The sequence below is a fragment of the Bacillus sp. FSL K6-3312 genome (assembly GCF_038007485.1).
Lineage (GTDB): Bacteria > Bacillota > Bacilli > Bacillales > Bacillaceae > Bacillus > Bacillus pumilus.
Genome location: NZ_JBBOXI010000001.1, coordinates 3,714,071 through 3,725,716 on the forward strand (window position 1 = coordinate 3,714,071; position 11,646 = coordinate 3,725,716).

Below are 11,646 nucleotides of genomic sequence, written 5' to 3' on the forward strand. Positions count from 1 at the left end.
AAAGGTTACGCAACAAAAAGGGGAAATAGACTTAGATGTCCAGTCAGCCTTCCATCAAATCGTGCACCAAAACAAGACCGATACACCCACAATCGCCCCTATATATATCCACTGTTTCCCTTTGATGCTCCGCTTTCTTTCGATCAGTAAAAAAATCTCTGGTAAAAAGACGATGATGATTTCTATGATAAAGACAAGATAATAAACAAACGGCATCGGCTGAAAATCAAAGTCTCTTTCATCTCCACCAATCGTTGCGAAATACATCAACAGGTTGGTCACTGGAAAGGTAAAACAAACGAGCAGGCGAAGAACATAAATCCATACATACTGTCTATGACGAATAAGACCAATAAAAGAAGCGATGATGCCATACAAAAACAAGACCACTGTGCCATAACTCAACAGAGGTTGAACGATAAAGCCGTAAAGCATTAAACCAATTGCAACCATACTCAAACCGTCCTTTCTTTGAAGCCATACATGCTGTTTTTTATATCATACACTTCTTTCTTGAATTTCCATATGGGGCAATGATTAAAAAACGACCCCATAAAGGGGCCATTTTGTTTTACGCTTTGACTGATTTGAAGAATTGCGGTAAATATTCACGATGTGCTTCGAGCATTTCATCTAAAATTTGCTTTGCAATTTCGTCAGAAGGGACAAGCGGATTGATCGTCATCGCTACAAGAGCCGTCTCGTAATCTCCTGTGACTGCCGCTTCTGCTGCCACACGCTCGAATGATTTGATTTGTTGAACGAGCCCTCTCACAGCTACAGGCAGATCACCCGTCGCGATTGGTTTTGGTCCGTCCTTCGTAATGATACAGTTCACTTCAACCGCTGAATCAGCCGGAATGCTGGCAATCGCCCCTCTGTTCACTGTATTGACTGGTTGGATGTCATGCTTATCATTATAGATGGAGCTGATTAAGTTACATGCCGCATCACTGTAATATGCCCCGCCTCTTTTTTCGAGCTGTGGTGGTTTAATCGATAATTCAGGATCTTTATAGAGCTCAAATAATTCGTGCTCGACCTGCTGGACAACCTCTGCTCTTGTTCCTTTTTCTTGGGCTGCTTTTTGCTCTTCTTCCAGCATATCTTTTGTTTTATAGTAATAGCGATGATACGGACATGGGATCACTCCTAATCCTTTTACAAAAGAAGGTTCCCAGTTTTTCGCTTCAATGTTCTTCATAGACCACTGACTATTCGGATTTCCTAATTCATCGAGTACTTGATCCATAATGCTGACCCCGTCTAAATACACGTCTAATCCATAGACCATGTGATTGAGGCCGGCAAACTGTACCTCGATCCGTTCAACATCCACATCAAGCGCCTTGGCAATCCCCATTTTCATCCCAATTGGGACATTGCATAGTCCGACTACTTTTTTTAGATTAGTGTAGCGCAGCACAGCTTCTGTGACCATGCCGGCTGGATTTGTAAAATTCACAAGCCATGCATCTGGACAAAGCTCTTCCATATCCTTCACGATATCTAGAATGACTGGGATGGTTCGAAGGCCTTTAAATAAGCCGCCTGGTCCGTTCGTTTCCTGACCGATGACGCCGTATTTAAGTGGGATTCTCTCATCCTTAGCCCGTGCTTCCAGCAGTCCTACACGAAATTGTGTTGTCACGAAATCTGCGTCCTTCAGGGCTTCCCGGCGGTCAAGCGTCAGGTGTACCTCAATCGGCAGACCGGCTTTTTCGACCATACGTTTCGCGAGAGCACCCACGATGTTTAACTTTTCCTGACCCGCTTCAATATCCACGAGCCATAATTCCTTTATAGGCAATTCATGATATCGTTTGATAAATCCTTCGACAAGCTCAGGCGTATAGCTTGATCCTCCGCCTATTGTGACAATTTTGATTCCATCTTTCATGAATTGACACCTCCGAGTTGCTTCATTTTTTCATGGAGCTCGATGATTTCCGCCGCAAGCTCCTTGACGGTCATTGCGTTCATGAGATGATCCTGTGCATGGATCATTAAGAGGCTAATATCGGTCTTTTCTCCTCTAATTTCTCCTTGGATCAGCTCTGTCTGTGCGTGATGCGCCTCATTTAACGCGTCTTGTGCTTCCTGCAATTTTTGCTTCGCCTCATCAAAATTCCCTTGCTTTGCACATGTAATGGCCTCCATCGCAGAGCTTCTGCCATTCCCGCCGTGTAAGATGAGTTGAAACACAATTTGTTCCATTTCCATCGGCCGCATCCCCCTTGTTTCCTCTATTACATGCTGACGACATTTTCATCAGTTGTTGCATTTGTTTCTAGTTCACTTTCTTCTTTTAATTTCTGCTTATCCCACATTCTAAAGAATGGGTAGTATAAAGCGAATGACAACGCTAGGTTAATCAGCTGCATGACAGCACCTGAGATTTTGCCTCCTGTGGCGAGATAGCCTGAAATGATAGGCGGCATCGTCCATGGGACCGCAATCCCCGCCGGTTTTGCGACAAGCCCTGTGCTCATTCCGATATATGTCGTGATGATCATCATGATAGGCGTAAGGATAAACGGAATCAGAAGCATTGGATTCATAACAATCGGCATTCCAAAGATGATCGGTTCGTTGATGTTAAAGATGGCTGGCCCAATGGCAAGTCGGCCAAGCTGTTTCATTTGTTTACTTCTGGCACGTAAGATCATCGTCAGCACCAAGGCAAGCGTTGCACCGCTACCGCCGACATTGATGAAGATTTCAAAGAACTGCGCTGTGAAGATATTTGGCAGCACTTCTCCTGCTTGGAATGCGAGACGGTTCTCATCCATCGCACCGAGCCAAATTGGGCCCATGACGCCGCCGACAATGGTTGCTCCGTGAATACCACATGCCCAGAGGAGCATTTGCACACCAATGGCGACAATACTTCCGCCTAAGCTTCCACCAAGAATGGAAAGCGGTGTGCCAATTAAGACCGTGATGATATTATGAATACTCTCAAATGGTGTCATCTCAATCACAAGTCTTGCGACCCAGATCAGCGTGATGACCACAAAACCTGGAATAAGTGCGATAAACGATTTACTCACTGCTGGCGGTACACCATCAGGCATCCTAATGACGATATTCCGCTGGACAATGAATCGGTAAATTTCAGTTGAAAGCATGGCAATAATCATGGCAACGAATAACCCTTTACTGCCCATCAATGTAACTGGAATTCCCCCACCTACTAAGATGGCTTCTGTTGAGCCTTCAGGTGTGAAAGGAACTTGATATGGTGTTGCCAAAAGGAAAGCTGCAACAGCGATCGCACCAGATGATAGGGCATCCACTGCATACTTTTCAGCAAGCCTGTAGGCAATCCCGAAGGTTGCAACAAGTGCCATAATGTCAAAGGTTGCATTAACAGGATAGGATAGTTTCGTGGCCCATTCTGCTCCGAAGATACTTGCCATAAAATCGCTGTATCCTGGGATCGGAAGGTTGGCTAAAATGAGAAACAGTGAACCGACAATAATGAGAGGCATGGTTAAAACAATTCCGTCACGCAATGCTTGTAAATGTCTTTGAGCGGCAATCTTCCCTGCAAACGGCATGACCTTCTCTTCTAGAAATCGGTTGAATCCATTCATCCCTTCCGCCCCCTTTATCCGTTCATTAACTGTTCAGCAGATTTTAAAACCTCAGCCCCGTTACATACGCCGTAATGCACGGTATTGATGACGTCGACTGGAATCCCTTTTTCTTCTCCGAGCTTTTTCATTTGTGGTAATAAATATCGAACCTGTGGTCCTAATAAAAGCACATCGGCTTGATCAATATGATTTTTTGCTGAATCTCCAGATACTGCCCAAATACGATAGTCTTTTCCTTGTTCTTGTGCGCTTTTCTCCATTTTTGTGACTAGTAAGCTTGTTGACATACCTGCTGCACAAACCAATAAGATGTTCATGTGTAAACGCCTCCTTTTGAAAGTGTGTAGCTTTTCTTTACACATTCATCATATTATGAAACCGCTTTCATAAACACCTATACTTTTTCCTTTAGGAAGCGGAAAAAGTTAAGATCACATTGTTAGCTCTTGTACGAAGGGGCCTTTTTATACATGATATCGAGCATGTCTTCAAATGTATCACAGGCGATGAGATGCTGAATGAATTTCACATTGTGCACAAGCTCGCCCAGCAGACGATACATCCCTTTTAAATCTTTGGCATTCTCTTTTTCGACACAAAGCAAGCAAACAAATTGAACTTTTTTCTCTCCCCATATGATCGGTTTTTCTAATGAACAGATCGCCCAAAATGTCTCTTCTGTCAGCGGCGTCATAGGGTGCGGAATGGCTGTATAATGCCCGAAGGATGTCGGTGCAGCCTCTTCTCTTTCCATCACAGAAGGTGTAAGTTCTGCTGGTGCTAATCCCATATCGATGACTTTTTTCGTGAGAAAAGTGATGACCTCTTCCTTTGTTTGAAAGGCGCGTTTTGTAAAGACCAATTCCTTTTTCATATATTGAGAGGCCAATGTCACCCTTGTTTCACTCGTCAGGGCTTCTTCAATTTTTAAAAAGTCGCCGCCTCCCAAAATGGTGTTCACTTGTATGACTGGAATCGGTAAATCCATCTGAATCGGGACCGTTGTAATAATCAAATCCATGGCATGTAAAGAGACATGCGGAAGCGAATAAAGCTCTGCTGTTCCTAAAATGGTCAGCTTCGACCCAAATTGTGACCGCAGACGATCTTGAAGCAGTCTTGCACTTCCTGCACCAGACGCACAGACGATGAGACATCGCTTCGGCGGAATCTCCATTTTCCTCCGCTCTAAAGCCGCACCAAAATGAAGCGCCATATATCCGATTTCATTCTCATGAATACTCAGCCCCTCCTCTTCTTCAAGGACCCTGCTGGCGATAATTCCTGCTTCAAAGGCAAGTGGATACCCCGCCTTTATTTCATCAAGCATTGGATTTCTTAAGTTCATCCCATATTTACACCGGGTCATGGCTGGCTTTAAGTGCAGACTCAGCCCAATCATTAATTCCGCATCACCGGCTAAATCAAGCTGCAGCTTTTGATCAACGGCTTGGAGCATCAGCTGGACAAGACGGCTCGTGTCATCATCCACAATTTGTTTTTGAGCGCTCGATGAAAAGGACTGCACCATTTTGGCTGTTCCTAATAAATGAATGGCGATATAGACGATCTCTTCTTGTGGAAAAGAGACGTCCAGCAGTCCTTCAAGGCATTCCACCATTTTTTTAGCAACCTCGTATTCCTTTGCTCGTGGAATCTCATTGATTTCCTCTGGCAAAACAGATACATAGTTTCCGTGTCTAATTCGTTTGCAGGCAATCGCGACATGAACGATTAAATTATTCATGCAAATGTCTGATAGATTCATTCGTTCTTCATTGATATAATCAATGATTGTTTTCTGAATCAATTCCAGTTCATGTTTTGGCAAAATGGTGACTGCCGTGTTCAGCATCGTTTGGCAGGATCGGCGTTCACTGAATAAATATTCTGACATACAATAACGAATTTTCATCTCCGATCCTTTGATCCGGCAGCCTTTATTCGGCTTTGCTTCCAGCTTTAGATCAAAGGGCTCAAGCTTGCGTTTGACCCATTTCATATCGTTACTCATCGTCGATTTACTAATAAACAGCTGCTCCTGTAAGTCTTCCAGTTTCACATAAGACTCTGCGAGAAGCAGCTTTTTTAAAATAAACCGAACGCGCTCCTCTGGCAGAACAGCCAGCGGCTCTTCCTGTTCGACCTCCTCTTTCATAAAACGGCGAAAGGCATTCTCATCGTTGATCAACAGCTCATAGCCAGCTCCTCGAACAGCTGTTACAGCCGCTTGATAAGGAGCGAGACAGTCGTTCAGTTCCTTGATGTCTGTACGAATGGTGCGGCTTGTTACTTGTAAACTGACAGAAAGCGCAGCGCTTGTGAGCGGGGTCTCCGCTGCCATGAGCTGACTTAAGATGTGCGCCAGTCTTTTACTCAGCATCAGATCGGCCTCCTTATGTAAGGGTGGAGAATCTGCCTTGTCTGGACAAGGTGTATACGCTTGCAGTTCTCTTCATTACTCATATTCTACTGAAAAGAAATAAAAATTACCATCTCATTTATATGACAAACGCCCCTATTTATACAACAAACCATATCCAATGACCTATGCATTTTTTTGTAGGAGCGTTTGGAAACCATGATAAAAAGGCGATACACCTTCGTGTCATCGCCTTTTTTATGAAGAGATTAGCTGGGTAAAGACAACCAATCTTTTTTCATGAGTCCCAGCTGCATGATCAAACGTCCCTGTACATGTGATTAAATTGAGATTTCGTGTAAAAGCATACCCGAAAAACGCATGTGGCTTTTCTTCACGCGGATAGCTTTGTACTTTGATCACTTCAAAGGTTCGCTTTTTTCCTGATGAGGATGTCACGATTACCTTGTTTCCCTTTTTCAGCTCCTTTAATCGATAAAAAACAGAAGGTCCCCATTTATTATCAACATGGCCATTTATGACGGCATTTCCTTTATCTCCTGGCTTTGGACCATCTTTAAACCAAGCTGTGTTGTCCGTATTTTTTGGAACGCCCATACTGCCATCCTTTGATAAAGTGGTTTTCTCTACTTTTGCTTTGACATCAATCGCCGGAATCGTAATTTCAGCCGGGATAATACCGGACGGTTCGTCTTTTAACATGGCTTTTGAATGAGACTGTTTTGTGGCTTGGTTTGTTGTCATTTTTTCAGGAGATGAGGTTGTTTTAGCGGATGACGAATCATTCATCGATTTTGATGCACAGCCCGTGATGACAAGAAGCATCAGAAGACCAAACAGCCACCTTTTCAAGTCAGTCTGCCTCCTTTTAAAGAAAGGAACGGCACGATTGTGCACGTTCCGTTCCCCCCTTTTGTTTTGATATGAGCTTAATTTGATGTCTTACGACGAATTAGGAAGAGCGCACCCATTGCACCGCCAGCTAGGATCAAGCTTGCGATTAATCCCGCAAATGCTTCATATGACATACCTAAAGGACCGGCTGTGCCTCCCATACCTGTTTTCGGCATTTCGTTAGGCATGTTAGATTTGAATAGTTCAGGATGCTGATCAACAATCGCTGCTGCGACATCTTGACCGACCATGAACATATGACCGTATGCTTCTCTCACTGTTGGATAAAGCTGATCATATTCGCCATTATGGTAAGACGTATATGTTTTGATCAGCTCATCAATATGCATTTTTAAGCCAGCTTCTAAATCCGCCGCCTTTAAACGGCCATCTGTCGCTTGATCTAGAAATTTCGCTTGCTTCATCCGATATGCATCCAAGTTTTTCACAGCTTTTTCTTTCACTTCTTTGTCTCCTGATGCATCCGCTTTGACATAATCAACTAAGTAACCAATATGGCTTGACCAAATGGATTTGAATTGTTTTCCTGCATCCTTACCATAAACAGATGCAATCGCATCAGATAAATCATTTGTATTCTCGTTCAAAGCTGCTGCTGCTTGATCAAAGTCCTTGCTACCATCATTTCCTTTTTGCATGGCAACGACCGCAAGTGCCAAATGCTCTGAGAACAAGTAGTTTAAATCTTCACGAAGATCTGCGGCTGGTGTATCGACAGATTTATGATCAAATTTCCCAGGAAATTGATCTGTGATCGCCCACGATACGCCTTTGCCTACTTCAAACATATGATGAATGGATTTTCTAACGGTTTCATAGGCCGTATCAAAATCCTTTTCTGTGTAGCTGTCAAACGCTTTTAATAGTTCGTTCACATGCATCTTCAAGCCTTCTTCAAGCTCACTTGCTTTCAATCTCCCGCCTGTTGCTTGATCGAGCATGTCGGCTTGTTTCATACGATATTGGTCAAGCTGCTTAACTGCTTTCTTTTTACCTGCCTCATCTTTCTTTGCGGTTGCTTGTACATAATCCACAAAGTAGCCGATATGGCTTGACCAAATGTCTTTGAATTGTTTCCCTGCTTTTTTTCCGTACACAGAAGCGATGGCTTCCGATAAGTCATTTGTGTTGTCATTTAGCGCTGCCGCTGCTTGTTTAAAATCTTTGCTGCCGTCAATTCCCTTTTGCATTGTGATGACTGCTAAGTAGGCATGCTCCGAAAATAACTGGTCTAGTGCTGCTCGAAGATCGGTTGCTTTGTTTGACACCTCTTGTGACGCAGATGTCTTCTTTGCCTCTCCATGCATATGTCCTTCGTGTGCACTTGCGCTATGGGCTGCCGGAAATAGTAATGCTGCGCTAAGCGGAATGGTTAAAATCGCTTTTTTCATGTTCATCTGTTTTTCCTCCTCTTTCCGTTTGTTATGTACTTAACGGAAAGAAGCATGAAATGGATCATTCAAATCTATCATCTTTTTTTGTTTAGCGCACAATCGGTCATGCTTGCATAAAAAAAAGCCGGATTATCCGGCTGATACGTTACGACGTTTAGATGCTTTCCGCTCTTTATATATTTTTCTCACCACTGGATAAATCACAGGTGCCCATTTAAAAATTTGTTTCAGCCATTTTTTCATTTCTCCCGCGCCTCCTTATTGTCATTCTTACAAGGAAGATTCCCCATCTTGGCATGAAATAAACAGGTGCGGGAGAGCAGGAGTTAAATCACGCCTTGTGCGATCATCGCATCTGCCACTTTGCGAAATCCTGCAATATTTGCTCCTACTATTAAGTTTCCAGAGTGTCCATATTCGTCTGCTGTCTCTGTACACTGACGATAAATCGTCTGCATCATTTGTTTCAGCTGATCATCTACTTCCTCAAATGTCCAAGACATTCTTGCACTATTTTGCGCCATTTCCAGCGCTGAGACACCTACTCCGCCTGCATTCGCCGCTTTTGCCGGCGCGAATAGAATATCATTCTGTTCAAAAACTTTGACTGCCTTTAGAGTAGAAGGCATATTCGCTCCTTCTCCTACCGCAATGACACCATTTTCCACGAGCTGCTGTGCCTGCATCTCAGATATTTCATTTTGCGTTGCACATGGGAGCGCAATGTCACAAGGAACAGACCAAATTTGTTCGCAATCTTCAATCAATTCAGCATGCGGGTGAATGTCTATGTATGCCCCAATCCGTTGATTGCTTCCTTCCTTCAGCTGTTTCACTGTTTCTAATGAAATGCCTTGTGGATCATAAATCGCTCCGCTTGAATCACTGCACGCAACGACCTTACCACCTAGCTCTATGACCTTCTCCATCGCATAAATAGACACATTCCCTGAGCCGGACACGACAACTGAACGTCCTTCAAATTGAAGTCCATGTGCTTTTAACATTTCTTCCATAAAGTACACCAATCCATAGCCTGTCGCTTCTTTTCTCGCTAAGCTGCCTCCAAATCCAGGGCTTTTCCCTGTGAGTACACCTGCTTCATAAGCACCACGCATTTTCTTGTACTGCCCGAACATATAGCCAATTTCGCGTGCCCCTACGCCAATATCACCTGCTGGCACATCTTGATCAGGTCCAATATATCGACTGAGCTCACTCATAAAGCTTTGAACGAAACGCATGATTTCTCCATCCGATTTCCCTTTAGGATCAAAATCTGATCCACCTTTTCCTCCACCGATCGGCATACCAGTCAGTGCGTTTTTAAAGATTTGTTCAAATCCTAAAAACTTAATAATGCTTGCATTGACAGATGGGTGGAAACGAATGCCTCCTTTATAAGGTCCGATGGCACTATTGAATTGAACCCTGAATCCCCGATTGACTTGTACTTTCCCCTCATCGTCTACCCATGGTACGCGAAATACCACAAGCCGCTCAGGCTCGATGAGTCGTTCTAAAATGCCTTGTTTTTCATACTCTGGATGCTTTGCAAAAACGGGAACGAGTGATTCTAGAATTTCTCTTACGGCTTGCTGAAATTCCTCCTCACCAGGATTTCGTTTTTCCACCTCTTCTAACACACGGTCGATGTAGCTTTGTGCTGTTTGCGCTGCTCGATCTAAGGTCAACATGTCTCATCTGCCTCCTTTGTATATCTTTTATCTTGTTAGATTTTCTAACGCATATTGAGATTAATTTAACACCATTTGTAAAAACGGATCAATACTGATAACAGATGAAAATGATGCCGATTTGAGATGGATCAAGCAGCCGCCGCAATCGTTTTTAGAAAGTATCTCTTACAGAATGACTATTGAGCTAGAAATCATGATTTAGACGTTATATATCCCGCACTCTTTGACAATTAGATGAACCATGAATGATTTCTAGTTGATCTTCAACAAGAAAAAAAGGCCTAAAGTTTTATAGGCCGTCTGCTCAATCTTTTCGGATCTTCTCCTCTTTTTTTCGATCAGGGTACACCACACAAAGCCAATATAAAATAGAAGACGATGGGAAGTTAATTAAACCGACAATGCCCCAAAACCACTTATAACGCCCTCTTTTCTTTGCATCCATAAATAAAAGAAGGCCCTGCGCAAATAGTAACGGCAATGCGCACAATAAGATGATCATCTCCGACTGACTCATAAGGAAGACCCTCCTTTAATGTGTTGATATTCCTTGATGCCGACAACGACGCAGAGCGGCACACTCACTACTTGAAGAAGAATGAAGATGATAGGCAAATGGGAGATGGCAGCGACAAATAGTGCCAGAATGGTCAGACTGATGAGAACGTACGCCAGTACTTCTTGTTTAAAACGCCTTTTCTCTCGTTCCTTCGCCTGCTTCAGCATCATCATGACAGCCTGTTCACTTGGCTCTTTCACTTCAATTTGTTCATCTAGCTGCTGTAACTCTTCCTTTAAACGTTCGGTGAACTGATCTTCCTTCATTGAGACCACTCCTTTCGAATTTTCTTTAATCCATGATGAACCCTCGACTTCACAGTACCTTCTCTCATCCCGAGCATTGAAGCAATCTCTGGATAAGTAAAGCCATAATAATAGTGCAAAATAATCGGCGCTCTCTCCTGAGCCTTCAATTCGTTAAGAGCATCCCACATCTCATGCCATGTATGTCCCTTTTGCTGAATCTCCCATTTAAAACGGCGTATCGTCTCTTGATTCGCCTTTTCTTCCCTCAATTGTTCACGTTTTCTTTTCTTCTGGTGATCCAAAAATTGTCTAGATGCAATGGATATGAGCCATGTTGAAAATAAGGAATCTCCTCTAAATGAAGAGAGTTTCATGTACGCTTTCAGCATCGTTTCTTGCATGATTTCTTCTGCAAGCTCTTGTTGAAGGGTGAGCTTCATTATATAACGGTAAAGAAAGGAATAATGATGACGATATAGGGCTGTAAATGCAGCATCATCCCCCTGTTTTGCCCGCTGAATCAATAATGTCTCTTCTGTCTGCTCCAAACACACCCCTCCTTCCTCTTTCTTCTCTTATTCATGAGACGACACGTATAACGATATCGTTCAAAATAGGTTTTATTTTTTTAGCTTGTCTGCTTTTCTCCCTGTTGATCCAGTATTTGAAGCGTTAAATACCCAGTTTTTTCTTATGTAATGATTATGACATTCTTTCGTCTCTAATAAAATGATGCGTTCTGATTTTCTATCAAGCGGAGATGCTCTCCCCCATAATCACTAGGTTATCCCAATACCTATCGTCAATGATCCTTGTCTCATTTAGACGAAAATAAAATAATCATG

The 11,646-nt window shown here is 43.1% G+C and carries 13 protein-coding genes; all 13 read right to left on the bottom strand.

What is annotated here, in order from left to right:
* Positions 1–54: 54 nt before the first annotated feature.
* The gene (locus MHI11_RS19520; protein WP_044140277.1) at positions 55–453 is read right to left on the bottom strand and encodes a hypothetical protein; all 399 of its coding nucleotides are present in this window, start codon (positions 451–453) and stop codon (positions 55–57) included.
* 118 nt (positions 454–571) lie between these two features.
* Entirely contained in the window at positions 572–1,900 is a 1,329-nt protein-coding gene (locus MHI11_RS19525; protein WP_044140278.1) for a 6-phospho-beta-glucosidase, read from the bottom strand.
* Positions 1,897–2,223 carry a PTS lactose/cellobiose transporter subunit IIA gene (locus MHI11_RS19530; RefSeq protein WP_003215078.1) on the bottom strand — a complete coding sequence of 109 codons (327 nt, stop codon included), beginning with the start codon at positions 2,221–2,223 and terminating at the stop codon, positions 1,897–1,899. The genes MHI11_RS19525 and MHI11_RS19530 overlap by 4 nt, the downstream gene beginning before the upstream one ends.
* 26 nt (positions 2,224–2,249) lie before the next feature.
* A complete protein-coding gene (celB, locus tag MHI11_RS19535) occupies positions 2,250–3,599 on the bottom strand; it encodes a PTS cellobiose transporter subunit IIC (protein ID WP_044140279.1) in 1,350 nt (449 codons plus the stop codon).
* Between the two features lie 14 nt (positions 3,600–3,613).
* Entirely contained in the window at positions 3,614–3,919 is a 306-nt protein-coding gene (locus MHI11_RS19540; RefSeq protein WP_044140280.1) for a PTS sugar transporter subunit IIB, read from the bottom strand.
* 122 nt (positions 3,920–4,041) lie between these two features.
* A complete protein-coding gene (locus MHI11_RS19545; protein WP_044140281.1) occupies positions 4,042–5,985 on the bottom strand; it encodes a BglG family transcription antiterminator in 1,944 nt (647 codons plus the stop codon).
* Between the two features lie 237 nt (positions 5,986–6,222).
* Positions 6,223–6,837: a class F sortase gene (locus tag MHI11_RS19550; RefSeq protein ID WP_340962109.1), complete on the bottom strand. Its 615-nt coding sequence runs from the start codon at positions 6,835–6,837 to the stop codon at positions 6,223–6,225.
* A 77-nt stretch (positions 6,838–6,914) separates the two neighbouring features.
* On the bottom strand, positions 6,915–8,297 hold the full coding sequence (locus tag MHI11_RS19555; RefSeq protein ID WP_340962111.1) for a copper amine oxidase: 1,383 nt from the start codon (positions 8,295–8,297) through the stop codon (positions 6,915–6,917).
* Between the two features lie 126 nt (positions 8,298–8,423).
* The gene (locus MHI11_RS19560) at positions 8,424–8,537 is read right to left on the bottom strand and encodes a hypothetical protein (protein ID WP_003214702.1); all 114 of its coding nucleotides are present in this window, start codon (positions 8,535–8,537) and stop codon (positions 8,424–8,426) included.
* 83 nt (positions 8,538–8,620) lie between these two features.
* On the bottom strand, positions 8,621–9,991 hold the full coding sequence (gdhA, locus tag MHI11_RS19565) for an NADP-specific glutamate dehydrogenase (protein ID WP_044140284.1): 1,371 nt from the start codon (positions 9,989–9,991) through the stop codon (positions 8,621–8,623).
* A 307-nt stretch (positions 9,992–10,298) separates the two neighbouring features.
* Positions 10,299–10,511, bottom strand: a complete 213-nt coding sequence (locus MHI11_RS19570) for a hypothetical protein (RefSeq protein WP_044140285.1) — start codon at positions 10,509–10,511, stop codon at positions 10,299–10,301.
* Positions 10,508–10,819: a YxlC family protein gene (locus MHI11_RS19575; protein WP_044140286.1), complete on the bottom strand. Its 312-nt coding sequence runs from the start codon at positions 10,817–10,819 to the stop codon at positions 10,508–10,510. Before MHI11_RS19575 ends, MHI11_RS19570 begins: the two co-directional genes overlap by 4 nt.
* Positions 10,816–11,349, bottom strand: a complete 534-nt coding sequence (sigY, locus tag MHI11_RS19580) for an RNA polymerase sigma factor SigY (RefSeq protein ID WP_044140287.1) — start codon at positions 11,347–11,349, stop codon at positions 10,816–10,818. The genes MHI11_RS19575 and sigY overlap by 4 nt, the downstream gene beginning before the upstream one ends.
* Positions 11,350–11,646 lie beyond the last annotated feature (297 nt).

What these genes read in the sequence shown, in the direction of transcription:
- MHI11_RS19520 (WP_044140277.1), bottom strand. Translation starts at nt 453, where the DNA reads ATGGTTGCAATTGGTTTAATGCTTTACGGCTTTATCGTTCAACCTCTG.
- MHI11_RS19525 (WP_044140278.1), bottom strand. Translation starts at nt 1,900, where the DNA reads ATGAAAGATGGAATCAAAATTGTCACAATAGGCGGAGGATCAAGCTAT.
- MHI11_RS19530 (WP_003215078.1), bottom strand. Translation starts at nt 2,223, where the DNA reads ATGGAAATGGAACAAATTGTGTTTCAACTCATCTTACACGGCGGGAAT.
- celB (WP_044140279.1), bottom strand. Translation starts at nt 3,599, where the DNA reads ATGAATGGATTCAACCGATTTCTAGAAGAGAAGGTCATGCCGTTTGCA.
- MHI11_RS19540 (WP_044140280.1), bottom strand. Translation starts at nt 3,919, where the DNA reads ATGAACATCTTATTGGTTTGTGCAGCAGGTATGTCAACAAGCTTACTA.
- MHI11_RS19545 (WP_044140281.1), bottom strand. Translation starts at nt 5,985, where the DNA reads ATGCTGAGTAAAAGACTGGCGCACATCTTAAGTCAGCTCATGGCAGCG.
- MHI11_RS19555 (WP_340962111.1), bottom strand. Translation starts at nt 8,297, where the DNA reads ATGAACATGAAAAAAGCGATTTTAACCATTCCGCTTAGCGCAGCATTA.
- MHI11_RS19560 (WP_003214702.1), bottom strand. Translation starts at nt 8,537, where the DNA reads ATGAAAAAATGGCTGAAACAAATTTTTAAATGGGCACCTGTGATTTAT.
- gdhA (WP_044140284.1), bottom strand. Translation starts at nt 9,991, where the DNA reads ATGTTGACCTTAGATCGAGCAGCGCAAACAGCACAAAGCTACATCGAC.
- MHI11_RS19570 (WP_044140285.1), bottom strand. Translation starts at nt 10,511, where the DNA reads ATGAGTCAGTCGGAGATGATCATCTTATTGTGCGCATTGCCGTTACTA.
- MHI11_RS19575 (WP_044140286.1), bottom strand. Translation starts at nt 10,819, where the DNA reads ATGAAGGAAGATCAGTTCACCGAACGTTTAAAGGAAGAGTTACAGCAG.